Below are 24,986 nucleotides of genomic sequence, written 5' to 3' on the forward strand. Positions count from 1 at the left end.
CAGGTCAGGAGGGGTTTCACAGAAATGTGGAGCACTGGGTAACGTGCATCTTGCAGGACGCTCGCCGGGGCACCTGTCACGCCTGTTCCCGTCCGAGTGGCACCCACCCCGTGCCACGGGTGTCGGAAGCAGGTGAGCCGCACTGGTTCACCCGGCAACCCCGGGGGCCGGACCGACGGAGGAGCACACGTGACCGTGGACAGCAGTGCCGCGAGCCAACCGCGACGCAGCGCCGCAGGCAAAGCCGGGACCACCGGCAGCAAGACCGGCACCAAGCGCACCACCCGCGCCACCACGCATCCCACCACCACGAAGAAGAGCACCGATCCCGAACTCGTGCAGTTGCTGACGCCCGAGGGCAAACGGGTCAAGAACGCCGAGTACGACGCGTACGTCGCCGGGATCACCCCCGAAGAACTGCGCGGGCTGTACCGCGACATGGTGCTCACCCGCCGCTTCGACGCCGAGGCCACCGCCCTGCAGCGCCAGGGGGAGCTGGGCCTGTGGGCGTCCCTGCTCGGCCAGGAGGCCGCCCAGATCGGCTCCGGGCGCGCCACCCGCGAGGACGACTACGTCTTCCCGACCTACCGCGAGCACGGCGTGGCCTGGTGCCGCGGGGTCGACCCGACCAACCTGCTGGGCATGTTCCGCGGCGTCAACCACGGCGGCTGGGACCCCAACAGCAACAACTTCCACCTCTACACGATCGTCATCGGCTCCCAGACGCTGCACGCCACCGGCTACGCCATGGGCGTCGCCAAGGACGGCGCGGACTCGGCGGTCATCGCCTACTTCGGTGACGGCGCCTCCAGCCAGGGCGACGTCGCTGAATCCTTCACCTTCGCCGCGGTCTACAACGCCCCGGTGGTGTTCTTCTGCCAGAACAACCAGTGGGCGATCTCCGAGCCGACCGAGAGGCAGACCCGCGTCCCGCTCTACCAGCGCGCCCAGGGCTTCGGCTTCCCCGGCGTCCGCGTGGACGGCAACGACGTGCTGGCCTGCCTCGCGGTCACCAAGTGGGCGCTGGAGCGCGCCCGCAGCGGCGAGGGTCCGACGCTGGTCGAGGCGTACACCTACCGGATGGGCGCCCACACCACCTCCGACGACCCGACCAAGTACCGGGCCGACGAGGAGCGCGAGGCCTGGGAGGCCAAGGACCCGATCCTGCGCCTTCGCCGGTACCTGGAGACCTCAAACCACGCGGACGAGGGATTTTTCGCGGAACTCGAAGCCGAGTCCGAGGCGTTGGGCAGGCGAGTGCGCGAAGCGGTCCGAGCCATGCCGGACCCGGACAACTTCGCCATGTTCGAGCACGTGTACGCGGACGGGCACGCGCTCGTCGACGAGGAACGAGCCCAGTTCGCCGCCTACCAGGCGTCGTTCGCGGACGTAGAGGGGGCCTGACCATGGCAGCGGAAAAGATGGCTCTGGCCAAGGCGATCAACGAGTCGCTGCGCCGCGCCCTGGAGGCCGACCCCAAGGTCCTCGTCATGGGCGAGGACGTCGGCAAGCTCGGCGGCGTCTTCCGGGTCACCGACGGCCTGCAGAAGGACTTCGGCGAGAGCCGCGTCATCGACACCCCCCTCGCGGAGTCCGGCATCGTCGGCACCGCGATCGGCCTCGCCCTGCGCGGCTACCGCCCGGTGGTGGAGATCCAGTTCGACGGCTTCGTCTTCCCGGCGTACGACCAGATCGTCACCCAGCTCGCGAAGATGCACGCCCGCTCGCTCGGCAAGGTGAAGATGCCGGTCGTCGTGCGCATCCCCTACGGCGGCGGCATCGGCGCGGTCGAGCACCACTCGGAGTCCCCCGAGGCGCTGTTCGCGCACGTGGCGGGCCTGAAGATCGTCTCCCCGTCCAACTCCTCGGACGCCTACTGGATGATGCAGCAGGCCATCCAGAGCGACGACCCGGTGATCTTCTTCGAGCCCAAGCGCCGCTACTGGGACAAGGGCGAGGTCAACGCGGAGGCCATCCCCGGCCCGCTGCACAAGGCGCGGGTGGTCCGCGAGGGCACCGACCTCACCCTGGCCGCCTACGGCCCGATGGTGAAGCTCTGCCAGGAGGTCGCCGACGCGGCCGCCGAGGAGGGCAGGTCCCTGGAGGTCCTCGACCTGCGGTCCGTCTCCCCGCTGGACTTCGACTCCATCCAGGCCTCGGTCGAGAAGACCCGCCGCCTGGTCGTGGTCCACGAGGCACCGGTGTTCTTCGGCTCGGGCGCGGAGATCGCCGCCCGTATCACCGAACGCTGCTTCTACCACCTGGAGGCCCCGGTGCTCCGGGTGGGCGGCTACCACGCCCCCTATCCGCCGGCCCGCCTGGAGGAGGAGTACCTTCCGGGCCTTGACCGGGTGCTCGACGCCGTCGACCGTGCCCTGGCGTACTGAGGAGAGGGTCGTGACGACGATGACGGAAGCGTCCGTACGCGAGTTCAAGATGCCGGACGTGGGCGAGGGACTCACCGAGGCCGAGATCCTCAAGTGGTACGTCCAGCCCGGTGACACGGTCACCGACGGCCAGGTGGTGTGCGAGGTCGAGACGGCCAAGGCGGCCGTCGAACTGCCCATCCCCTACGACGGGGTGGTGCGCGAGCTGCGCTTCGCCGAGGGCACCACGGTCGACGTGGGCACGGCGATCATCGCCGTGGACGTGTCGGGCGGAACGGCAGCTCCCACGGAGGAGCCCCCGCGCGCGCAAGCGCCGGAGCCCGAGGAGGAGTCCGAGCCGCAGGGCCGCCAGCCGGTCCTCGTCGGCTACGGCGTGGCGGCCTCCTCCACGAAGCGCCGCCCGCGCAAGGGCCCGGAGGCGACGACCGCCGAGGCCGCTGTGCAGGCGGCGGTCCAGCAGGAGCTGAACGGCCACGGCCGTGCCGGGGTCGCCGAAGCGGTCCCCGAGACCCCCGCTGTGGAGCGTCCGCGCCCGCTGGCGAAGCCGCCGGTGCGCAAGCTGGCGAAGGACCTGGGCGTCGACCTGGCCACGGTGACCCCGTCGGGCCCGGAGGGCGTCATCACGCGCGAGGACATCCACGCGGCGGTGGCGGCCGTACCGACGGCTGTCCCGGAACCGGCGCCGGCCGCGCCGACGGCTCCTGCGGTCGCGGCGGCTCCCGCGGTGTCGTACGACGGCGTGCGTGAGACCAGGGTCCCCGTCAAGGGCGTCCGCAAGGCGACGGCGGCGGCGATGGTGGGTTCGGCCTTCACGGCGCCCCATGTCACGGAGTTCGTGACGGTGGACGTGACCCGCACGATGAAGCTGGTGGAGGAGCTGAAGCAGGACAAGGACCTGCAAGGCCTCCGGGTGAACCCGCTCCTCCTGATCGCCAAGGCCCTGCTGGTCGCGATCCGGCGCAACCCGGACGTCAACGCGTCCTGGGACGAGGCGAACCAGGAGATCGTGCTCAAGCACTACGTCAACCTGGGCATCGCCGCGGCCACCCCGCGGGGCCTGATCGTCCCGAACATCAAGGACGCCCACGCGAAGACGCTGCCACAACTGGCCGAGTCCCTGGGTGAGTTGGTGACCACGGCGCGGGACGGCAAGACCTCGCCCGGTGCCATGCAGGGCGGCACGGTGACGATCACCAACGTCGGCGTCTTCGGCATCGACACGGGGACGCCGATCCTCAACCCGGGCGAGGCGGCGATCCTGGCGGTCGGCGCGATCAAGCTCCAGCCGTGGGTCCACAAGGGCAAGGTCAAGCCCCGCCAGGTCACCACGCTGGCCCTGTCCTTCGACCACCGCCTGGTCGACGGCGAACTGGGCTCCAAGGTCCTCGCGGACATCGCGGCGATCCTGGAACAGCCGAAGCGTTTGATCACCTGGGGCTGAGGCCGGACAGGTTGGGACAGTGGGCGGTCGCAGATTCGTCTTGCGACCGCCCACTCACTTTCGGAGCCGGTTCAGCACGTAGACCGGCGCCCCCTCCTCCGTCGCGCCCCGCGAGTGAACGCAGGAGTGCTACGGCGATGTTCACGATCGCGAGGTAAGGGCGCGAGTTCTGCTGCGCCGGGTCGCTCGGGTATGCGAAAGGCCCGCCGCACGGATTGCGGCGGGCCTTCGTCGGCTCGGTTCGAGGGGGATCAGATCGTCGAGAAGCCGTAGTTCAGGAGCTTCGTCGCGTCCGTCGCGCGCTGGGTGATGGAGGAGGAGGCGAGGACGGTGCCGATGACCGTCTTGCCGTTGCGGGTCGCGGCGAAGACGAGGCAGTACTTGGCCTCGGGGCCGGATCCGGTCTTGATGCCGATGGCGCCGCTGTAGCTGCTGAGCAGCGTGTTGGTGTTGGTCCAGGCACCCATGGTGCGGGTGGAACCGGTCTTGGTGATCGTCTTCGCCGTGTACTTCTTCGTCTTGACGACCGCGCGGAACGTGGAGTTCTTCATCGCGCTGCTGGCGATCTTCGTCAGGTCGCGCGGCGTCGAGTAGTTGTTGCCGTTGCCGATGCCGTCGAAGGAGTCGAAGTGGGTGTGGGTCAGACCCAGGTTCTTCGCGGCGGTGTTCATCTTGGAGATGAAGTTGGCGACGCGCTTGGCGCGGGTGGTGCCCGAGCCGTACGTGTCCGCGAGCGCGTAGGCGGCGTCGCAGCCGGAGGGCAGCATCAGCCCGTAGAGCAGCTGACGGACGGTGACCTTGTCGCCGACGATCAGGTGCGCCTGGGAGGCGTTGTTGGCGACGACGTAGTCGCTGTACGCCTTCTGGATCGTGACCTTCTTGTCGAGGTTCAGGTTCGACTGCGCGAGCACGACCTTCGCGGTCATGACCTTCGTGGTCGAACCGGTGGACAGCTTGGTGTCCGCCGCCTTCGTGTACAGCGTCTTCGCGTTCGCGTTGTTCATGATGTAGCCGCCCTTGGCCACGATCGAGGGCTTGGTGACGGCCTGCGCGGGCGCCGCGGTGAGGGCCCCGGTCGCCAACAGCGCGCCGGACGTGACGGCGACGGCGGCGGCCTTGCGGAGGCGAGTGCCCTTAATACCGGTAATCAACTGAAATACCCCGAGTCGAGTCGAGTCGTAATGCCCCTGGCGTGCGGCCGAGTTGGGGGTGCCAAAGCGAATGGAGCCGCACGTGTGTGACACGTAAGTAGCACAGATGGTTGTGCGGTTGCTGGGGGCGATTTTTGTCACGTCCGGATGGTGGACGTCCCTGCCTCTTGCGTACGTGTTGTATCTAAGCTGTGGGCATGAGCCTGGCCGTCAAGCAGCCCCCCGCCGCCGACCGTGTGTACTCCCATGTCAAGCAAGCTGTCCTGGACCGTCACTACGAGGGCGGCACGCTCCTCACCGAGGGCGAGCTGGCCGAGGCCGTAGGGGTGTCCCGCACCCCGGTCCGCGAGGCGCTCCTGCGTCTCGAGGTCGAGGGCCTGATCAAGCTCTACCCGAAGAAGGGTGCCCTGGTGCTGCCCGTCTCCGCGCAGGAGATCGCGGACGTGGTGGAGACCCGGATGCTGGTCGAGGAGCACGCGGTGCGCAAGGCCGTACCGCCGTCGGCGCTGCTCGTGGCCCGCCTGGAGGAGCTGCTGGACCGGCAGAAGGCCGAGGCCGCCGCCGGTGACCTGGCCGCCGCGGCCGTCACGGACCGCTGCTTCCACGCCGAGATCGTCCGCGACGGCGGCAACGAGATCCTCTCCCGGCTCTACGACCAGCTCCGCGACCGCCAGCTGCGCATGGGCGTCGCGATCATGAACGCCCACCCCGACCGGATCGCCAAGTCGCTCACCGAGCACGAGGAGATACTGGACGCGCTGCGCGCCGGGGACGCGGACCGTGCCGTCGAGCTGGTGCACCGGCACGTCGACTGGTTCGCGCACCTGGCGCGGGGTGAGGTCCGATGAGCCGCAGCAGCGTCTCGTTGCCCGGTGATCCGCCCGGCGGCCGCCGGGCCGTCGCGGTGTGGTCCATAGGCGTCTCGGTCTACTTCGTCGCCGTCATCTTCCGTACGTCCCTCGGTGTCGCCGGTCTCGACGCCGCCGACCGCTTCCACGTCAACGCCTCGGCGCTGTCCACCTTCTCGATACTCCAGCTGCTGGTCTACGCCGGCATGCAGATACCCGTCGGCCTGCTGGTCGACAGCCTCGGCACCAAGAAGGTGCTCTCCATCGGCGCGGTGCTGTTCACGGCCGGCCAGCTGGGCTTCGCGTTCTCCCCGTCGTACGGCACCGCGCTCGCCTCGCGCGCGCTGCTCGGCTGCGGCGACGCCATGACCTTCATCAGTGTGCTGCGGCTCGGCACCCGCTGGTTCCCGGCGCGCCGCGGGCCGCTCGTCGCACAGCTCGCCGGTCTGGTCGGCATGGCGGGCAACCTCGTCTCCACGCTGGTCCTGGCCCGGCTGCTGCACGGCATCGGGTGGACCCCGGCGTTCGCGGGCAGCGCGCTGGCCGGGGTGGTCGTGCTGGTGCTCGTGCTGTTCTTCCTGAAGGACCACCCCGACGGGTACGAGCCGGCGCCCTTCCCGCACCAGGGTGCGGCGTACGTACGCAAGCAGATCGCCGCGTCCTGGCGGGAGCCGGGGACCCGGCTGGGTCTGTGGGTGCACTTCACCACCCAGTTCCCGGCGATGGTGTTCCTGCTGCTGTGGGGTCTGCCGTTCCTGGTCCAGGCGCAGGGGCTGTCCCGTGCCACGGCCGGTGAACTGCTGACGCTGGTCGTGCTGTCCAACATGGTGATCGGCCTGGTCTACGGCCAGATCGTCGCCCGGCATCACGCGGCGCGGCTGCCGTTGGCGCTGGGCACGGTCGGGGCGACGGCCGTCGTGTGGGCGGCGACGCTGGCGTATCCGGCCGAGCACGCGCCGATGTGGCTGCTGGTGGTGTTGTGCGCGGTGCTGGGGGCGTGTGGACCGGCGTCCATGCTCGGCTTCGACTTCGCGCGGCCGGCGAATCCGCCCGAGCGCCAGGGGACCGCGTCCGGGATCACCAATATGGGTGGTTTCGTGGCCTCGATGACGACGCTGTTCGCGGTGGGTGTGCTGCTGGACGCCACCGGCGACGACTACTCGGTGGCGTTCTCGTGCGTGTTCGTGCTGCAGGCGATCGGGGTCAGCCAGATCCTGCGGTTGCGGGGGCGGGCGGCTCGGCGGGAGCGGGAACGGTTGGTGGCGAGCCGGGTGGAGACGGTGCACGTGCCTGCGTGAATTCTTCTCCCACCCGCGCACCACCCGTTTCCAGTCGGCAGAGAGACCGGGCGACCTGCGGGGACGATCGCCGTCGGCGGCTTTCCGTGGGTGCGATCGGTCAGCTGCCGGTGTGGCGGTCGGGTGGGCGGCGGTGCGGCGATCGGTCAGCTGCCGGTGTGGCGGTCGGGTGGGCGGCGGTGCGGTGGGGGGGTTAGTTCGCGGTCGGTACGAGGGTGAGGTAGGTCAGGCCCAGTACGCCTCGGTAGGTCAGCCAGGACGATCGGTGGGTGTCCAGGCGCACCCGGGTCTCCGTGGCCAGGGGGTGGCCGGGGTGGGTCGCCAGCCACACCTCCTGGTCCGCCTGGTACGCCGACTCGAACTCCTCCCATTCCGCCGGGCTCGCCGTCTCCGTCCATTCCGGGCGGAAGCCCGCCGCCACCGCCAGGTCGACCAGGGCCGCCAGGTCGTGGTGGTCGGCGGTCGAGGCGCCCGGCCACATCCCGGAGAGCTCCGCCTCGGTCGGGGTGCGCTGCCAGAAGCCCTCACCGAGCAGGACCCGCCCGCCGTCGGCCACCAGCCGCCGCAGCTCCCGCAGGGCCGTCATCAGGTCGTCGCCCAACGCCTGGCTCGCCCCGAGGCACAGCACCACGTCGGCCGGACCGCGAGCCGTGCCCGCCGCCGACTCCTCGGCGAACTCCACCCGGGCGGCCAGCCCGCGCGCTTCGGCGGCCCGCCGTCCGCGGGCCAGATCCCCGGCGTGCACATCCAGTCCCACGCCGTGTGCGCGGGGTACGGCCTCCAGCAGCCGGAGCATCAACTCACCCCAGCCGCAGCCGATGTCGAGCACGGTGGTGGGGTGAGTGGCGGCGAGCCGCCGTACCATCGCGGCCGCGCGGGTCTCGGAGAGCGGGCCGTGGAAGGTGAGACGGGTCAGGCGGGGCGGGAGGTCGTCGTGCGCTGTGGTGGCAGTGGTCATGCCGGGCAAGGTAGATCCCGACGGCCGCCGAGGCACACCGAATTACCGGCGCGTGCCCACCGTTCCTCCCGGGGGACCGTGAACCGCTACTGCGTGACCGTGAAGTTCCGCAGGATCGCCGCCGTCAGTTCCGGGTCGCCCTCCGCCTTGACCCGGTCCGCGACCGCGTCCGGGGTGGTGCGACCGCAGGCCAGGCGGACGTAGGTCTCCCAGTCGAGGGTGAAGATGGCCGCGGGGCCGAGGGCGGGCGTGGTCTCCAGGGTGCCACGGCCCTGGATGTCGATGCGGATGGTGCGCAGGAACTCCACGGGCCCGTGCACATCGAAGATGACCGCCGAACTGCGCGGCGCGCCGGAGTCGTTGGCGACCACCCGGGGCAGCTCGCCGAGCAGCACGTCCCGGGCGACCTGCGCGCCCGGCGAGTCGAGGTTGCCGGGCCGGCCCAGCGCCGCCCGCAGATCCTGCTCGTGCACCCACACGGTGAACGCGTGGTTGCGCATGGCCTCTTCGAGGGTGATCTCCTTGCTCATCGGCCCACGCACGAGGTGCCCCGGCTCCCGCGACTCGTTGCGCAGCTGGCGGTTGCGGCGGATGACCGTGTACTCCAGCTCCGAGGTCATCTCCGGCGCCGTGTGATGGCGTCGTACGTCGACCTGCATCTCCATGTAGCGCTGGTGCTCGTTGGTGACGTGGTAGAGGTCGCGCGGAAGGGTGTGGATCGGGCGCGGGTCGCCCAGCATCTCGCAGTCCATCCCGATGACATGGGAGACCACGTCCCGCACCGACCAGCCCGGGCACGGCGTCCGCCGGTTCCACTCGCCCTCGGCGAGGGGCGTCACCAGCTCGGATATCGCTTCGATGGAGTGGGTCCAGGCGTCGGCGTAGGGCTGGAGGGTGGGATGCAGACTCACGGAACGGGACCCCTCGGCGGTCGGTACTCGGGCAGGTTGTGGCGGCGCTGCCAGTGGAGGTGGCTGCTGTCGGCGGGTGTCTTGAAACGCTAAGTTACGCTGCTGTGAGGCACCCCGGCAGTGCTTTCGTGTGACGATCGTAGGCCTGTGTGGACGGCTCGAATGCCAGGACGGTGGTAGTGTGCGCGCCTCGCTCATCCAGATCGATGTAAACGAGGGCGAATCGGTCGAATCTCGTCGGCGGCGCGTGACCGCACTGGTGCGCGAGCAGACGGACGCCGATCTCGTCGTACTGCCGGAGCTGTGGACGACCGGTGCGTTCGCCTACGAGGAGTTCGCCACCGAGGCCGAGCCGCTCGAGGGCCCCACGTACGAGGCGATGGCGAAGGCGGCGAGCGACGCGGGCGTCTGGCTGCACGCCGGCTCCATCCCCGAGCGGGACCCCGAGGGCCCCCTCTACAACACGGCTCTCATCTTCTCCCCCTCCGGTGAGCTGGCCGCGGCCTACCGCAAGATCCACCGCTTCGGCTTCGACAAGGGCGAGGCGGTGCTGATGGGCGCCGGGCGGGAACTGGTGACCGTGCGGCTCCCGGAGACCACGCTGGGCTTGGCCACCTGCTACGACCTCCGCTTCCCCGAACTCTTCCGCGCACTCGTCGACGCCGGCGCCGAGACGATGGTGGTCTCGGCGGGCTGGCCCGAGCGGCGACGCGCGCACTGGACGCTGCTGGCCCAGGCGCGGGCGGTCGAGAACCAGGCGTTCGTGCTCGCGTGTGGAACGGCCGGGACGCATGCCGGAGTTCCGCAGGCGGGTCACTCGATCGTGGTCGATCCCTGGGGCGAGGTCCTGGCCGAGGCGGGCGCCGGCGAGGAGGTCCTCACCGTCGACCTCGACCCGGCCAAGGTCGCCGTCACCCGCGAACAGTTCCCGGCGCTCAAGGACCGCCTGCTGGGTCTCGAACCTCCACGCCGATAGCCCTCCCGCGTCAGTCCTCCCGCGTCAGTCCTCCCGCGTCAGTCCTCCCGCGTCAGCCCTCCCGCCTCAGTCCTCGTCCCGCTCCTTGTCGGCGAGGTGGATCACGCAGACCGCCACCGCGATCAGCAGCGCCGGGTCCGCGTCGTCCCGTACGACGTCGACACCGTAGGTCTCCCGGACGTGCAGCCAGCGCCGGGAGACCACGGCCAGCAGCTCGCCGTCGTACTCGACGGCGAACTCACGGTCGAGGATCTTGCCGCTGACGTCGAGTTCGGTGCCGTCGACCAGGTTGACCCGGTAGTGGTTGCGCAGGAGCGACAGCCGCTTGCGCCTGATGGTGGCCAGGGGTTCGCCCTCGCGTCCGATCACCATGGTGTCGCGCAGGGCGAACATCTTCTGGTGGATGTCGACGAGTACGCGCCCGTGCCGGTCCTTCAGCTCGAACGTGTCCCGCACCCGCATGGCCTTGCCGTCGACGAGGAACACCTTGTCGCCGTGGTCGTCCTCGATCCAGTAGTCCTCGCCGAACCCGAGGAGCCGGTCGCGTACCAGGAATCTCATGTCCGTACCCCTTCCCGGCCCACCGGCCCGAAACGCCGCCGGTAGTCCGACGGGCTGAGCCCGGTCTCGCGCCGCAGCCGTGCGCGCAGGTTGGCCGCGGTGCCCAGGCCGCTGCGCGAGGCCACCACGTCCAGGCGCTCCTCGCCGCGTTCGATCAGCCGGCAGGCGAGGGCCACGCGCTCCCCGGTCAGCCAGGCCAGCGGGGTGGTGCCGAGCTGGGCCCGGAACCGGCGGTGCAGGGTGGCCGGGGAGAGGGCCGCCCGCGCCGCCAGGTCCGCCACGGTCAGCGGCTCATCCAGCCGCTCCTGTGCCCAGGCCAGCAGCGGGCCGAGCGATTCGTCCGGCACCTCGGGCACCGGCCGCTCCACGAACTGGCGCTGTCCGCCGTCCCGGTGCGAGGCGAACACCAGCCGCCGGGAGACCGCGTTGGCGGTCTCGGCGCCGTGGTCCTGCCGCCAGATGTGCAGGCCCAGGTCGAGCGCCGCCGCGCTGCCGGAGGCGGTGAGCAGGTCGCCGTCGTCGACGAACAGCACGTCCGGACGGAGCAGCACCCGCGGATGCAGCTGCCGGAAGGCGTCGGCCCAGCGCCAGTGCGTGGTGGCCGGCCGCCCGTCCAGCAGCCCGGCCTCGGCGAGCGCGAAGGTCCCGGTGCAGAAACTCACCACCCGCACCCCGCGTGCGTGCGCACGCCGGATCGCGTCCAGGACGTCCGCACCGCGCGGTACGACATTGTCCGGGCGTCCCGGCACGACGAGGGTGTCCGCCGCGTCCACCGCCGTCAGCCCGGCCACCCCGCTCAGGGTGAAGAAGCCGTGGTTCATCCGCACCTCGCCGGTGGGCGCGCACAGGGTCACCTCGTACGGCGGCACGGACAGGCCGAGCTCCGGCCGCGGCAGCCCGAACAGCTCGGTGGCGACACCGACCTCGAACGGATTGGTGCCCGCGTCCACGATCACGGCCACCCGGTGCGTCGACTGCGAGGATCCTTGCGCCATATGCGATTTCTAGCACTCACCCCACCACCGGGCGAGCGCCCAGGATGTACGCCATGAACGCCACGAGCAGCGCCATGAACAGCGAACCCGTCTCCCTCGCCCACGCCCTCGGCTCCTTCGAGGACCTGTGGAGCCCCCGGATCGTCACCGCCGTCAACGACTACGACGTCCGCGTCGCCAAGGTCCAGGGCGAGCACCTCTGGCACGTCCACGACCACACCGACGAGTTCTTCCTGGTCCTGGAGGGGGAGCTGCACATCGCCCTGCGGGAGCCGGCCGGCGAGCGCACGGTCGTCCTGCACAAGGGCTCGCTCTTCACCGTCCCCCGCGGCACCGAGCACAAGCCGGCCGCCCCGGCCGGAGCCTCGATCCTCCTCTTCGAACCGACCGGCACCTCCACGGTCGGCGACCGCCACGACGAAATCCCGGACCACGTGGACGCGACCACGGGCCACACCCTCGCCTGACCAGCGCAGACGCGAGTTGTCCACAGGGGCGAACGCGCTCCCGCCGGCAAGTGGCACCCTTGATCCATGAGCGACACATCCCCGGCCCCCACCCCGCGCCGTGCCCGCGTCCGCGCCCCCGAGCTGATCGGCAAGGGTGGCTGGCTGAACACCGGCGACAAGCAGTACACCCTCGCGGACCTGCGCGGACGCATCGTCATCCTGGATTTCTGGACATTTTGTTGCATCAACTGCCTGCACGTCCTGGATGAGCTGCGGGAGCTGGAGGAGCGCCACCGGGACACGGTGGTGATCATCGGGGTGCACTCGCCGAAGTTCGTGCACGAGGCGGAGCATCAGGCGGTCGTCGACGCCGTGGAGCGGTACGGCGTGGAGCACCCGGTGCTCGACGACCCGGAGCTCGCCACCTGGAAGCAGTACGCGGTGCGGGCCTGGCCGACGCTGGTGGTGATCGACCCCGAGGGGTACGTCGTCGCCCAGCACGCCGGCGAGGGCCACGCACACGCGATCGCACGGCTGGTCGAGGAGCTGGAGGCGGAGCACGAGGCGAAGGGCACCCTGCGGCGCGGCGACGGCCCGTACGTGCCGCCGGAGCCCGAGCCGACCGCTCTGCGCTTCCCCGGCAAGGCGCTGCTGCTGCCCTCCGGGAACTTCCTGGTCAGCGACACCACCCGGCACCAGCTGGTGGAGCTGGCCGAGGACGCGGAGACGGTCGTGCGGCGGATCGGCGCCGGCACGCGCGGCTTCGCCGACGGCCCGGCGGCCGATGCCGCCTTCAGCGAACCGCAGGGCCTGGCACTTCTCGACGACGGCTCGGTGGTCGTCGCCGACACCGTCAACCACGCTCTGCGCCGCCTCGACCCGGCCACCGGCGAGGTGACCACCCTCGCCGGCACCGGCCGCCAGTGGTGGCAGGGCTCCCCGACCTCGGGTCCGGCCCGCGAGATCGACCTGTCCTCCCCTTGGGACGTGGCGGTCTTCGGCGGCAAGGTGTGGATCGCCATGGCGGGCGTGCACCAGCTGTGGGCGTACGACCCGGAGAGCCGGACGGTCGCGGTCGCCGCCGGCACCACCAACGAGGGGCTGGTGGACGGGCCGGCGGCCGAGGCCTGGTTCGCGCAGCCGTCCGGTCTGGCCGCCACCACCGACCGGCTCTGGCTCGCCGACTCCGAGACCAGCGCACTGCGCTGGGTCGATCTGGACGGACACGTCCACACCGCCGTGGGGACCGGCCTCTTCGACTTCGGTCACCGGGACGGCGCGGCCGGGCAGGCGCTGCTCCAGCACCCGTTGGGCGTGACGGCACTCCCGGACGGCTCGGTCGCGGTGTCCGACACCTACAACCACGCGCTGCGCCGTTACGACCCCGCGACCGGCGAGGTCACCACGCTGGCGACGGATCTGAGAGAGCCGAGCGACGCGGTGCTGGCCGGTGACGACATCGTGGTGGTGGAGTCGGCCCGCCACCGGCTGACCCGGCTGCGGCTGCCCGAGGAGGCGGTCCGGGTGGAGTCGGTCGCCCACCGCACCCAGCGGGCGGCGACCGAGGTGGCCCCCGGGCGCCTCCGGCTGGACGTGATCTTCCAGGCCCCGGCGGGCCAGAAGCTGGACGTGCGCTACGGCCCGTCGACGCGGCTCCTGGTGTCCTCGACCCCGCCGGAGCTGCTGCTCAAGGGGGACGGCCCGGACACGGACCTCTCCCGCGAGCTGGAGCTGAACCCGGCCGTGGCCGAAGGCGTCCTGCATGTCTCGGCGATGGCCGCGTCCTGCGACGACGACCCTGCCAACGAGTACCCGGCCTGCCATGTCCACCAGCAGGACTGGGGGGTCCCGGTCCGCCTCACGGAGGGCGGAGCGGACCGGCTGCCGCTGGTCCTGGCCGGAATGGACCAGGAGGCCTAGGCGTCTTCGTCAGGCGCCGTACCCGCCGCCGTACTCGTCCGGGTGGTGGTGCCGTTCCTCGACGACCGTCGTCGGCGGCACCATGACCCGCCGACGACGGGCGATGTTGGTGAACGTGGCGACGCCGATGATCCCGACGGCCATCAGGATCAGGCCGACGACATCGAGGTTGACGCCCTGCATGTGCCAGTCGGTCGCGAACGTGAGGATGGCCCCCACGGCGATGAGGATGATGCACCCGCCGAGCCCCATGAGCGTTGCCTTCCCTTCAGGTCCGGTGGTTCCGGTTCCTCGAAGTGCCGGGTACCCAGGGAGGCGCGGGGCATGTGCAACTAGCCCTCCAGGAAAGCCGCCAGCGCGTTCGCGAGGAGGAACGGGTCGTCGGCGCCGCAGAGTTCACGCGCGCTGTGCATGGAGAGGATCGCCGCGCCGATGTCGACGGTCTGGATGCCGTGGCGGGCCGCGGTGATCGGGCCGATCGTGGTGCCGCAGGGCATGGAGTTGTTGGAGACGAAGGTCTGGAAGGGGACTCCGGCCCGGTCGCAGGCGGCGGCGAAGATCGCGCGGCCCGAACCGTCCGTCGCGTAGCGGTTGTTGACGTTGACCTTGAGGATCGGGCCGCCGTTGAGGCGGGGGTGGTGCGTGGGGTCGTGGCGCTCCGCGTAGTTGGGGTGCACGGCGTGACCGGTGTCGGAGGAGAGGCAGACGGTGGCGGCGAGGGCCCGCGCCCGGTCCTCGTAGGACCCGCCGCGCGCCAGTACCGAGCGTTCCAGCACGCTGCCGAGCAGCGGGCCGTCCGCACCGGTGTCGGACTGGGAGCCGGTCTCCTCGTGGTCGAAGGCGGCGAGCACCGGGATACAGGGGAGCTGCGGGCCGCCCGCGGCCACGGCCGCGAGGGCGGCCGTACCGGCGTGCACGGACAGCAGGTTGTCCATCCGGGGGCCGGCCATCATCTCCTGGTCGCGGCCCAGGTAGGCCGGCGGTTCGATGGCGTAGGTCATCAGGTCCCAGCCGGTCACCGAGCCGGTCGGCAGACCCGACTCCTGTTCCAGGAAGGCGATCAGGTCGCCGTCGCGGACGTCGTCACCGAGGCCCCAGATCGGCTGCAGGTGGCGCTGCTTGTCGAGCTTGAGCCCGTCGCTGCTCACCGCACGGTCCAGGTGGATGGCGAGCTGGGGCACCCGCAGCAGCGGCCGGCGCACGTCGACGAGACGGGTGGTGCCGTCGCGCAGGCTGAGCCGGCCGGCCAGGCCCAGGTCCCGGTCGAGCCAGGAGTTCATGAGCGGTCCGCCGTAGATCTCCACGGCGACCTGGCGGAAGCCGTGCGCCCCGGTGTCCGGGCGGGGCTTCACCCGCAGGTTCGGTGAGTCGGTGTGCGCGCCGACGATCCGGAACGGCGTGTGGGGTGCGGCGCCCTCCGGGACGTACCAGGCGATGATCGCGCCGCCGCGCAGTACGTACTTGCCGCCCGTCGTCCCGTCCCAGGCGTCCGTCTCGGCGACCTGCTGGAAACCGGCCTTCTCCAGCCGTTCGCCGGCGTTCGCCACGGCGTGGTACGGCGTGGGGCCGGCCGCGAGGAAGGACATCAGGTCGTCGGTGTGGCCGCGGTCGAAAACGGCGGGGGTGCGCGCAGCGCTCCGGGGCAGGGCGGTGGCGGGCGACGGGCGGGCTGGTTCGCTCATGCTCTTCACCTTAACGACGTACGGTGGCCCGCTCCCCGGCGAGGGAGCGGGCCACCGTGGCAAACCGGGTCGATCGGAGCGATCAGAAAGCCGCCTCGTCCAGCTCCATCAGGTCGAGGTCCACGTCGGTGGCGATCTTGCGGGCCAGGGTGACGCCCGGCAGGACGTTGGCCGCGAAGAACTTCGCCGCCGCGATCTTGCCGGTGTAGAAGGCGACGTCCTTGGAGGACACGGCCTTGGTGGACGCCGTCTCCAGCTTCTCGGCGGCGACCGCGGCGCCCTTGAGCAGCAGATAGCCGACGATCACGTCGCCGGAGGCGAGCAGCAGGCGGGTGGTGTTCAGGCCCACCTTGTAGATGTTCTTGACGTCCTGCTCGGTGGCCGCGAGGTCGGTCAGCATCAGGCCGACGATCGCCTCCAGCTCCACGGCCGCCTTCGCGAGGTGCTCGCGGGCGCCCGCCAGTTCCTCGCCGCCGGTGCCCAGCGCCAGGAACTTCTTGATGTCCTCGGCGAGGGAGTTCAGCGCCGCGCCCTGGTTGCGGACGATCTTCCGGAAGAAGAAGTCCTGGCCCTGGATCGCGGTGGTGCCCTCGTAGAGGGTGTCGATCTTGGCGTCGCGGATGTACTGCTCGATCGGGTACTCCTGCAGGAAGCCGGAGCCGCCGAAGGTCTGCAGCGACTGGGCGAGCTGCTCGTAGCCCTTCTCGGAGCCGTAGCCCTTGACGATCGGCAGGAGCAGGTCGTTGAGCGCGTGCTCGGCCTTCGGGTCCTCGCCGTTCGCCTCCTTGACGGCGATGGCGTCCTGGATCGAGGCGGTGTAGAGGACCAGGGCGCGCATGCCCTCGGCGTACGCCTTCTGCGTGATCAGCGAGCGGCGGACGTCGGGGTGGTGGGTGACGGTGACCTTGGGCGCGGTCTTGTCCATGAAGTTCGCGAGGTCCGGACCCTGGACGCGCTCCTTGGCGTACTCAAGGGCGTTGAGGTAGCCCGTGGAGAGCGTGGAGATCGCCTTCGTGCCGACCATCATGCGGGCGAACTCGATGATCCGGAACATCTGGCGGATGCCCTCGTGCTTGTCGCCGATCAGCCAGCCCTTGGCAGGGTGCCGGTCGCCGAAGGTCATCTCGCAGGTGTTGGAGGCCTTGAGGCCCATCTTGTGCTCGACGTTCGTGGCGTAGACGCCGTTGCGCTCGCCCAGTTCGCCGGTCTCGAAGTCGAAGAGGTACTTGGGGACGAGGAAGAGCGACAGCCCCTTGGTGCCCGGGCCGGCACCCTCGGGCCGGGCCAGCACGTAGTGAAGGATGTTCTCCTCCATGTCGTGCTCACCGGAGGTGATGAAGCGCTTCACGCCCTCGATGTGCCAGGAGCCGTCCTCCTGCTGGACCGCCTTGGTGCGGCCGGCGCCGACGTCCGAACCGGCGTCCGGCTCGGTGAGCACCATGGTCGAACCCCAGGTCCGGTCGACCGCGATCTGGGCCCACTTCTTCTGCTCCTCGGTGCCCTCCTCGAAGAGGATGCGGGCGAACGCCGGGCCGGAGGAGTACATCCACACGGCCGGGTTGGCGCCGAGGATCAGCTCCGCGTACGACCAGATCAGCGACGGGGGAGCGGTGGTGCCGCCGATCTCCTCGGGCAGGCCGAGCCGCCAGTACTCGGAGTCCATGAAGGCCTTGTAGCTCTTCTTGAAGGAGGCCGGGACCGGCGCGGTGTTGGTCTCCGGGTCGAAGACCGGCGGGTTGCGGTCGGCGTCGGCGAAGGACTCGGCCAACTCGTTCTCGGCGAGCCGGGTCAGCTCCTCCAGGACGCTCTTCGCGGTGTCGGTGTCCATCTCGGCGAACGGGCCGGTGCCGTACAGCTTGTCGCGACCGAGCACTTCGAAGAGGTTGAATTCGATGTCGCGGAGGTTGGACTTGTAGTGCCCCATGGTGACGGCTCCGTATCCGGATCGGCGAGGCACTGAATCCTCGCGCAAGCGTTCACATACCAACGAGTAGCTCCGATGATGCTACCCGTCGGTAATAAGACGCAACCCCCACCGGTGAAGTGTGAGAAGGGTCTACCTTCTGGCGGAGGCCGCGTGTCTCGGTAGGCTTGCGCCCATGTACGGATACGGCGGCCAGCCCATGGACGGTACTGCTGCTCAGCAGCAGTACGCCCAGCCGCAGCAGCAGATGCCCGGCGCGGGCGGGTACGGCCAGCAGCCTCCGCTCTACCCGGAGCCGTCTCCGCCCTCGCTCGCGGACGCGGTACGGGCCTTCACCACAGGCCAGTTGACCGCCGAGGACTTCCAGCAGGTCTTCGCCACGTCCAAGGTGTACTGCCCGCGCGGCGACAACCCCGGGTTCCTCGCCCTGCACAACACCCAGCAGCCGGTGATCCCGATGTTCACCTCCCTGAAGGAGCTGCGCCGGTATGCCGGCAAGGAGTCCAAGTACTTCGTGATCACGGGCGCGGAGGTCATCGACCTGCTGCCGACCGGCTACGGCTTCGTCCTCGACATGGAGGGCGAGCACCGGATGGTCTTCGACGCGAAGGCCGTCGAACAGATGGTGGACTTCGCGATGCGGCGGATGTACGGCTGACCTCCGCGAGGGCGGCAAAGCGCCTCGGAATGTCACAGGCATGTCATAGGGTGAGCTCCGGCCGCCGCGCCCCGTACATCCACCTTCCTCATGGACGTGTCCGGGTGTCGCGCGGCGCTCTCGATCTCCCGGTCCCGCCGGGATTCCTGTGGAGGGTTCATCACCGGCGCATGCGCAACACCTTCAACAACTGATCCACTGATCGGCGACGACCGGGCCCGGAGGGAATGTCCTCCGGGCTCTCGTCGTTAGGGCTGGCAGAAAGTTCAACGCTCAACTAAACTGGGCGTACAAGGAGGAGCCAACATGCCTGCAGTGACCGTCGAGAACCCGCTGACCCTTCCCCGGGTGGCCGCACCGGCCGACGCCGTGGCCCGTCCCGTGCTCACCGTCACGACCGCGCCGAGCGGGTTCGAGGGCGAGGGCTTCCCGGTACGCCGGGCGTTCGCGGGGATCAACTACCGCCACCTCGACCCGTTCATCATGATGGACCAGATGGGTGAGGTGGAGTACGCGCCGGGCGAGCCCAAGGGCACGCCCTGGCACCCGCACCGTGGCTTCGAGACCGTCACCTACATCATCGACGGCATCTTCGACCACCAGGACAGCAACGGTGGCGGTGGCACCATCACCAACGGCGACACCCAGTGGATGACGGCCGGCGCCGGCCTGCTCCACATCGAGGCTCCGCCGGAGTCCCTGGTCATGTCCGGTGGTCTCTTCCACGGCCTCCAGCTGTGGGTGAACCTGCCGGCCAAGGACAAGATGATGGCGCCGCGCTACCAGGACATCCGCGGTGGCAACGTCCAGCTGCTGACGACCCCCGACGGCGGTGCGCTGCTGCGTGTCATCGCCGGTGAGCTGGACGGTCACGCCGGCCCCGGCATCACGCACACGCCGATCACGATGATCCACGCGACGCTGGCCCCCGGCGCCGAGCTCACGCTCCCCTGGCGCGAGGACTTCAACGGGCTGGCGTACGTGCTGGCGGGCAAGGGGGCGGTGGGCACGGAGCGCCGGCCGATCCACCTGGGCCAGACGGCCGTCTTCGGCGCGGGTTCCTCGCTGACCGTCCGCGCGGACGAGAAGCAGGACTCGCACACGCCGGACCTGGAGGTCGTCCTCCTCGGCGGGCAGCCGATCCGGGAGCCCATGGCCCACTACGGTCCGTTCGTCATGAACACCAAGGACGAGCTGATGCAGGCCTTCGAGGACTTCCAGAAGGGCCGCCTGGGCACGATCCCGGCGGTCCACGGAATGACGGAGACCGGCCCGCAGGCGTAACACAGCCACCACCCCGAGAGGCCCGACGTCCACGGACATCGGGCCTCTCCCCTTTCCACCCGACCCCCCACTCTCCCCACCACCGACCGAGCCGCTCCCGGGCGCCCGATCCCACCCTCTGCGCGAACCGAGTCGCTCCCGGCCCTTCGATCCCGCCCTCTGACCGACCGAGTCGATCCGGAGCCCTCGACCTCGACTTCTGAACGACCGAGCCGCTCCCTGGCGCTCGGCCTCGCTTTCCAAGTAACCGAGTCGGGTGGTGGGTGGGTGTGGGTGGGGTCCGGGCGGGGGCCGGTCACTCGGCAGGGGGTGTACTGCAGGGCGTGTGGCGGCTCTGCGTGATCCGCTGGACGCGTGTCCCTGTTGCCCGAGCCCGTGCGCCGGTTCGCCGCCTGGTGTGCCGTTCTGCTGCTGGCCGCCGGCGTCGGCTGGGTCGGCATCCGGCTCTGCTCGGAGCTCCGTACCGCGGTCATCCCCGTGCTGCTCGCCCTCCTCGGCACCGCCCTGCTCGGGCCCCTGTACCGGCGGCTCGTCACGGCCGGCGTGCAGCGCTCCCTCGCCGCCGGTCTCACCTGCGTCGCCGTCGTCGCGGTCGTCGGCGGGGCCGTGTACATCGTCGTCGCCGCACTCATCGACACCGGCGGCCAGATCACCTCGTCCCTCAAGAACGCCGCGAAGTCGCTCGCCCAGCACTTCGGCGCCGCCGGTACCTCGCTCGACGACCTCGCCGACAACGCCAAGGAGCTGCTGAGCAAGTTCGGCGGGACGGCCGCCTCCAACGTGATCAGCGGCGTGAGCGTGGTCGGCGAGGGCATCGCCATGGCCGTACTGGCGTTGCTGCTCGTCTTCTTCTTCCTCCGCGACTCGCATCTCGTCGTCGAGTCCATCCGGGCCGTGGCGCCAGGCGGCAGCGCCGATCTGCTGGAGGCCATGGCCCGCCGTGCCTTCGAGCGCATCGAGGGGTTCATGCGCGGCACCACCGTCATCGCGTTCATCGACGCCGTCTGCATCACCGTCGGCCTGCTGATCCTCCAGGTGCCGGGCGCCGTCGGACTCGGCGCGCTGGTCCTCGTCGGCGCCTACATCCCCTACCTCGGCGCCTTCATCTCCGGTGCCGTCGCCGTACTGGTCGCCCTCGCCGACCGGGGTTTCGTCATCGCGCTGTGGGCGCTCGGCGTCGTACTCGCCGTTCAGGTGCTGGAAGGGCATGTGCTGCAGCCCGTGATCCAGAGCCGCACCGTGCAGATGCATCCGGCGGTGGTGATGGTGACGATCACCGCAGGGGCCTCCGTCGCCGGGATCCTGGGCATGCTCCTCGCCGTACCGCTCACCGCGGCCGCCTTCGGGGTCGTACACGAGCTGCGAGCGCGGTACGCGACGGACTAGACCGGCCCCGCGGACCGGTCACCCCGCCCGGGCCCGGCCCCGTGGCTCCCCTATCCCTCGCAGCCCTTATCCCTCGCAGCCCTCGCGGCCCTCGTACAGCTCGAACCAGATGCTCTTGCCCTCCCCGCGCGGGTCGACGCCCCAGGCCTCGGCCAGGAGCTCGATCAGGACCAGGCCCCGGCCGGAGGAGGCCAGTTCCCCGGGGCGGCGCTTGTGCGGGAGGTCGTCGCCGGCGTCCGTGACCTCGATGCGCAGCCGGCGGTCCGGGGCCTGGCCCCAGACCTCGGCGAGCAGCAGCGCGTCCGCGTCCGTGTGCACCAGTACGTTCGTGAGCATCTCGGAGACCAGCAGCACCGCCGAGTCGACCTGGTCGGGCGAGCCCCAGTCGTACAGCAGCTCGCGCAGGTGCTGGCGGGCCTCGGCGATCCGCTCGGGCTCGTCCTGGGCCACCGACAGCAGGGTGCGGCGGACCCGGGGCCGTACGGCGATGGTCCCGTCGTCGCGCACGGCACCCGGCCGGGACAGCAGCAGGACCGCGATGTCGTCCTCGCGGCGGTCGGCCAGCGGTCCGGTGGTGTGGTGCGAGGAGGGGCCGTGCACGGCCTGCACCAGGGCGTCGGCCAGTTTCTCCAGGTCGCTGTCGTGGTCCTCCATGATCGCCCGGACCCTCTGCCAGCCGCTCTCGATGTCATGGCCGCCGGTCTCGATCAGACCGTCGGTGCACATCATCATGATCTCGCCGGGTTCGAGGGAGAAGCGCGTGGTCGGATAGTCCGCGTCGGGGTCGATGCCGAGCGGCAGCCCGCCCGCCGTCGGCCGCCGCAGCACCGTGCCGTCGGCCATCCGGATCGCCGGGTCGAGGTGGCCCGCGCGGGCGATCTCCAGCACCCCGGTCACCGGGTCCGCCTCGACGTACAGGCAGGTCGCGAACCGGGTGTCGGCGATCTCCTCGTCGTAGGTGATCCCGTGCAGGAAACGGGAGGCCCGGGTGAGGACCGCGTCCGGGCGGTGGCCCTCGGAGGCGTAGGCGCGCAGTGCGATCCGGAGCTGGCCCATGATGCCCGCGGCCCGTACGTCATGGCCCTGGACATCCCCGATGACCAGCGCGAACCGGCCGGACGGCAGCGGGATCATGTCGTACCAGTCGCCGCCCACCTGGAGTCCGCCGCCGGTCGGGATGTAGCGGGCGGCCGCGTCCATGCCGGGTATCTCCGGACCGAGCGTCGGCAGCATGGACCGCTGGAGGCCGTCGGTCAGCTCCCGCTCCGAGTCGGCGATCCCGGCCCGGGACAGGGCCTGCGCCAGCATCCGGGCGACCGTGGTGAGCACGGACCGCTCGTCGGGCGTGAACGACACCGGGTAGGTGAACCCCGCCATCCAGGCGCCCATGGTCCGCCCGGCCACCGTCAGCGGCAGAAAGGCCCAGGACCGGCGGCCGAACCGCTGGGCCAGCGGCCAGGTGACCGGGTAGCGGGACCGGTACTGCTCGGCCGAGGAGAGATAGACGGCCCGGCCGGTCCGCACCACCTCCGCCGCCGGGTAGTCGGTGTCCAGCGGCATGCTGGTGAAGGGGCTGTCCTCGTCGATGTGCTGACCGTGGTGGCCGATCATCATCAGCCGGTCGCCCTTGACTCCGAAGACGGCCAGCCCGTCCGGGGAGAACCCGGGCATCGACAGGCCCCCGGCGACCCGCAGCACCTCCTCGGTGGACCGCGCCTCGGCCAGCGCCCGGCCCGCGTCCAGCAGGAACGCCTCACGGGAGCGCCGCCAGTCGCCGGTGACCGGATGCTGGGCGGCGTTGCCGGGGGACGGCTCGGAGACCTCCTGAATGGTGCCCGTGACCCGGTAGACGCGCTCCTCGGAGTCGTACACCGGTCGAAAACGGCTGCGGACGGTACGGATCAGCCGGCCCCGCTCGTCCATGACCCGCAGCCGTACCTCGCCGAGCGTGCCCTCGGTGGCGGCCAGCCGGGTGATGCTGGTGTTCTCGTTCCAGTCCACCGGGTGGAAACGGGACCGGACCAGGGCCTCCGAGAGAAGGGACGGTTCGGCCGGCAGCCCGATGAGCCGCGCCGCCTCCGCATCCGCGGTGACCAGCCCGGTGGCCGTGTCCCAGTGCCACAGCCCGGTCGCGAGGGCGGCGAGGACGTCCTCCACGGCGGGCAGGGGCTCGCCAGTTCGCATTGCCCCACTTTAGGAAGATGAGATCGAAAAAAGCTACCGATCACCTCCCTGGCAATGGGGGGAGTCGGCCCTGGGGGGCCCGGTACGCTGGGTGGTGTTTCACGTGAAACACCAGCGTGAAGCACCAGGCTGACACCACACCCCGATCCGCGAAGGCTGGATGAACCACGATGCATCGGTACAGGTCCCACACCTGCGGCGAGCTCCGCTCCTCTGACGTCGGCACCGACGTCCGGCTGAGTGGCTGGCTGCACAATCGGCGCGACCTGGGCGGCATCCTCTTCATCGATCTGCGCGATCACTACGGCATCACCCAGCTGGTGGCGCGTCCGGGCACGCCCGCCTACGAGGCCCTGGACAAGCTCAGCAAGGAGTCGACGGTACGGGTCGACGGCAAGGTCGTCTCCCGTGGCACCGAGAACATCAACCCCGACCTGCCCACCGGCGAGGTCGAGATCGAGGTCGGCGAGGTCGAGCTGCTCGGTGCGGCCGCCCCGCTGCCGTTCACGATCAACGCCGAGGACGGGGTCAACGAGGAGCGGCGCCTGGAGTACCGCTTCCTGGACCTGCGCCGCGAGCGCATGCACCGCAACATCATGCTGCGTACGGCCGTGATCTCGGCCATCCGCCACAAGATGGTCGCCCTCGGCTTCAACGAGATGGCCACCCCGATCCTCACCGCGACCTCCCCCGAGGGCGCGCGGGACTTCGTGGTGCCCTCCCGCCTGCACCCGGGCAAGTTCTACGCGCTGCCGCAGGCCCCGCAGCAGTTCAAGCAGCTGCTGATGATCTCCGGCTTCGACCGCTACTTCCAGATCGCGCCCTGCTTCCGTGACGAGGACGCCCGCGCCGACCGCTCGCCTGGCGAGTTCTACCAGCTCGACGTCGAGATGAGCTTCGTCGAGCAGGAGGACGTCTTCCGGCCCATCGAGCAGCTGATGACCGAGCTGTTCGAGGAGTTCGGCGGCGGCCGCCATGTCACCTCGCCGTTCCCGCGGATCCCGTTCCGCGAGGCGATGCTGAAGTACGGCTCCGACAAGCCGGACCTGCGCGCCCAGCTGGAGCTGGTCGACATCACCGACATCTTCGAGGGCTCGGAGTTCAAGGCCTTCGCCGGCAAGCACGTCCGTGCGCTGCCGGTGCCGGCGGTCCAGGACCAGCCCCGCAAGTTCTTCGACCAGCTCGGTGACTACGCGGTCTCCCAGGGCGCCAAGGGCCTGGCCTGGGTCCGCGTCGCCGAGGACGGCTCGCTCTCCGGCCCGATCGCCAAGTTCCTCACCGAGGACAACGTCGCCGAGCTGACCAAGCGGCTCCAGCTGGCCGCCGGCCACGCCGTCTTCTTCGGCGCGGGCGAGTTCGACGAGGTCTCCAAGATCATGGGCGCGGTGCGTGTCGAGGCCGCCAAGCGTGCCGGGCACTTCGAGGAGAACGTCTTCCGGTTCTGCTGGATCGTCGACTTCCCGATGTTCGAGAAGGACGAGGAGACCGGCCGGATCGACTTCTCGCACAACCCGTTCTCGATGCCCCAGGGCGGCATGGAGGCCCTGGAGACCCAGGACCCGCTGGACATCCTGGCCTGGCAGTACGACATCGTCTGCAACGGCGTCGAGCTGTCCTCCGGAGCGATCCGGAACCACGAGCCGGACATCATGCTCAAGGCGTTCGGCATCGCGGGCTACGACGAGGAGACCGTCGAGCGCGAGTTCGCCGGCATGCTGCGTGCGCTGCGCTTCGGCGCCCCGCCGCACGGTGGCATCGCCCCGGGCGTGGACCGCATCGTGATGCTCCTCGCCGACGAGCCCAACATCCGCGAGACCATCGCCTTCCCGCTCAACGGAAACGCCCAGGACCTGATGATGGGCGCGCCGACCGAACTGGACGAGGCCCGGCTGCGCGAGCTGCACCTGACCATCCGGAAGCCGCAGCCGAAGTAAGGCGTACAGAAGCAGCACAGCTGAAGGAAAGGCTCGAAA

At 70.3% G+C, this 24,986-nt stretch carries 21 protein-coding genes; 12 read left to right on the forward strand and 9 right to left on the reverse strand.

Annotated features, from left to right (window positions below; all coding sequences use genetic code 11):
• Positions 1-189: 189 nt before the first annotated feature.
• Genes pdhA through ACZ4N4_RS14720 form a run of 3 tightly spaced genes read left to right on the forward strand, consistent with a single transcriptional unit; the run spans position 190 to position 3,828 of the window.
• A complete protein-coding gene (gene pdhA / locus ACZ4N4_RS14710; protein ID WP_467588285.1) occupies positions 190-1,404 on the forward strand; it encodes a pyruvate dehydrogenase (acetyl-transferring) E1 component subunit alpha in 1,215 nt (404 codons plus the stop codon).
• A gap of 2 nt (positions 1,405-1,406) precedes the next feature.
• Positions 1,407-2,387: an alpha-ketoacid dehydrogenase subunit beta gene (locus tag ACZ4N4_RS14715; RefSeq protein ID WP_453568552.1), complete on the forward strand. Its 981-nt coding sequence runs from the start codon at positions 1,407-1,409 to the stop codon at positions 2,385-2,387.
• A 10-nt stretch (positions 2,388-2,397) separates the two neighbouring features.
• Positions 2,398-3,828 carry a dihydrolipoamide acetyltransferase family protein gene (locus ACZ4N4_RS14720; RefSeq protein WP_453568553.1) on the forward strand — a complete coding sequence of 477 codons (1,431 nt, stop codon included), beginning with the start codon at positions 2,398-2,400 and terminating at the stop codon, positions 3,826-3,828.
• Between the two features lie 251 nt (positions 3,829-4,079).
• Here ACZ4N4_RS14720 and ACZ4N4_RS14725 read toward each other — a convergent pair whose 3' ends face one another.
• The gene (locus ACZ4N4_RS14725; protein ID WP_467588289.1) at positions 4,080-4,979 is read right to left on the reverse strand and encodes a D-alanyl-D-alanine carboxypeptidase family protein; all 900 of its coding nucleotides are present in this window, start codon (positions 4,977-4,979) and stop codon (positions 4,080-4,082) included.
• A gap of 197 nt (positions 4,980-5,176) precedes the next feature.
• On the opposite strand from ACZ4N4_RS14725, the gene ACZ4N4_RS14730 reads away from it, so the two are divergent.
• Together ACZ4N4_RS14730 and ACZ4N4_RS14735 are read left to right on the forward strand one after the other, a co-directional pair.
• Positions 5,177-5,827, forward strand: coding sequence for a GntR family transcriptional regulator (locus tag ACZ4N4_RS14730; RefSeq protein WP_351696027.1), 651 nt, complete (start codon positions 5,177-5,179; stop codon positions 5,825-5,827).
• Complete coding sequence (locus ACZ4N4_RS14735) at positions 5,824-7,125, forward strand: MFS transporter (protein ID WP_467588293.1); 1,302 nt, start codon at positions 5,824-5,826, stop codon at positions 7,123-7,125. Before ACZ4N4_RS14730 ends, ACZ4N4_RS14735 begins: the two co-directional genes overlap by 4 nt.
• A 193-nt stretch (positions 7,126-7,318) precedes the next feature.
• Here ACZ4N4_RS14735 and ACZ4N4_RS14740 read toward each other — a convergent pair whose 3' ends face one another.
• Together ACZ4N4_RS14740 and ACZ4N4_RS14745 are read right to left on the reverse strand one after the other, a co-directional pair.
• Complete coding sequence (locus tag ACZ4N4_RS14740; protein WP_467588296.1) at positions 7,319-8,083, reverse strand: SAM-dependent methyltransferase; 765 nt, start codon at positions 8,081-8,083, stop codon at positions 7,319-7,321.
• Between the two features lie 86 nt (positions 8,084-8,169).
• Positions 8,170-8,994, reverse strand: a complete 825-nt coding sequence (locus tag ACZ4N4_RS14745; protein WP_453568563.1) for a maleylpyruvate isomerase family mycothiol-dependent enzyme — start codon at positions 8,992-8,994, stop codon at positions 8,170-8,172.
• 181 nt (positions 8,995-9,175) lie between these two features.
• Between ACZ4N4_RS14745 and ACZ4N4_RS14750 the strand changes: the two genes are divergently transcribed.
• Positions 9,176-9,970: a carbon-nitrogen family hydrolase gene (locus ACZ4N4_RS14750; protein ID WP_467588299.1), complete on the forward strand. Its 795-nt coding sequence runs from the start codon at positions 9,176-9,178 to the stop codon at positions 9,968-9,970.
• A 66-nt stretch (positions 9,971-10,036) separates the two neighbouring features.
• On the opposite strand, the gene ACZ4N4_RS14755 is transcribed toward ACZ4N4_RS14750, so the two are convergent.
• The gene (locus ACZ4N4_RS14755; RefSeq protein ID WP_453568566.1) at positions 10,037-10,531 is read right to left on the reverse strand and encodes an LURP-one-related/scramblase family protein; all 495 of its coding nucleotides are present in this window, start codon (positions 10,529-10,531) and stop codon (positions 10,037-10,039) included.
• A complete protein-coding gene (locus ACZ4N4_RS14760; RefSeq protein ID WP_467588302.1) occupies positions 10,528-11,526 on the reverse strand; it encodes a GlxA family transcriptional regulator in 999 nt (332 codons plus the stop codon). Before ACZ4N4_RS14760 ends, ACZ4N4_RS14755 begins: the two co-directional genes overlap by 4 nt.
• A gap of 74 nt (positions 11,527-11,600) precedes the next feature.
• Between ACZ4N4_RS14760 and ACZ4N4_RS14765 the strand changes: the two genes are divergently transcribed.
• Positions 11,601-11,993: a cupin domain-containing protein gene (locus ACZ4N4_RS14765; protein ID WP_453568716.1), complete on the forward strand. Its 393-nt coding sequence runs from the start codon at positions 11,601-11,603 to the stop codon at positions 11,991-11,993.
• A gap of 66 nt (positions 11,994-12,059) precedes the next feature.
• Positions 12,060-13,895 (forward strand): thioredoxin-like domain-containing protein, encoded by a 1,836-nt coding sequence (locus ACZ4N4_RS14770; RefSeq protein WP_453568570.1) that lies wholly within the window; start codon positions 12,060-12,062, stop codon positions 13,893-13,895.
• A gap of 9 nt (positions 13,896-13,904) precedes the next feature.
• On the opposite strand, the gene ACZ4N4_RS14775 is transcribed toward ACZ4N4_RS14770, so the two are convergent.
• The 3 genes from ACZ4N4_RS14775 to ACZ4N4_RS14785 form a co-directional block, all read right to left on the reverse strand.
• The gene (locus tag ACZ4N4_RS14775; protein WP_453568572.1) at positions 13,905-14,147 is read right to left on the reverse strand and encodes a DUF6458 family protein; all 243 of its coding nucleotides are present in this window, start codon (positions 14,145-14,147) and stop codon (positions 13,905-13,907) included.
• 80 nt (positions 14,148-14,227) lie between these two features.
• Complete coding sequence (locus tag ACZ4N4_RS14780; RefSeq protein ID WP_467588305.1) at positions 14,228-15,577, reverse strand: M18 family aminopeptidase; 1,350 nt, start codon at positions 15,575-15,577, stop codon at positions 14,228-14,230.
• Positions 15,578-15,659: 82 nt separating this feature from the next.
• Entirely contained in the window at positions 15,660-17,501 is a 1,842-nt protein-coding gene (locus ACZ4N4_RS14785) for an acyl-CoA dehydrogenase (RefSeq protein WP_453568575.1), read from the reverse strand.
• Between the two features lie 175 nt (positions 17,502-17,676).
• Between ACZ4N4_RS14785 and ACZ4N4_RS14790 the strand changes: the two genes are divergently transcribed.
• From ACZ4N4_RS14790 to ACZ4N4_RS14800, 3 genes are all read left to right on the forward strand, one after another.
• The gene (locus tag ACZ4N4_RS14790) at positions 17,677-18,159 is read left to right on the forward strand and encodes an SseB family protein (protein WP_453568577.1); all 483 of its coding nucleotides are present in this window, start codon (positions 17,677-17,679) and stop codon (positions 18,157-18,159) included.
• Positions 18,160-18,465: 306 nt separating this feature from the next.
• On the forward strand, positions 18,466-19,443 hold the full coding sequence (locus tag ACZ4N4_RS14795) for a pirin family protein (protein ID WP_450760268.1): 978 nt from the start codon (positions 18,466-18,468) through the stop codon (positions 19,441-19,443).
• A gap of 354 nt (positions 19,444-19,797) precedes the next feature.
• A complete protein-coding gene (locus ACZ4N4_RS14800) occupies positions 19,798-20,829 on the forward strand; it encodes an AI-2E family transporter (protein WP_467588309.1) in 1,032 nt (343 codons plus the stop codon).
• 66 nt (positions 20,830-20,895) lie between these two features.
• Here the strand turns inward: ACZ4N4_RS14800 and ACZ4N4_RS14805 are convergent, their stop codons facing one another.
• The gene (locus ACZ4N4_RS14805) at positions 20,896-23,013 is read right to left on the reverse strand and encodes a SpoIIE family protein phosphatase (protein ID WP_467588312.1); all 2,118 of its coding nucleotides are present in this window, start codon (positions 23,011-23,013) and stop codon (positions 20,896-20,898) included.
• A 170-nt stretch (positions 23,014-23,183) separates the two neighbouring features.
• Between ACZ4N4_RS14805 and aspS the strand changes: the two genes are divergently transcribed.
• Positions 23,184-24,947, forward strand: a complete 1,764-nt coding sequence (gene aspS, locus ACZ4N4_RS14810; RefSeq protein ID WP_467588315.1) for an aspartate--tRNA ligase — start codon at positions 23,184-23,186, stop codon at positions 24,945-24,947.
• The last annotated feature ends 39 nt before the right edge of the window (positions 24,948-24,986 follow it).

It is taken from the genome of Streptomyces sp. NPDC026538, assembly GCF_055567535.1.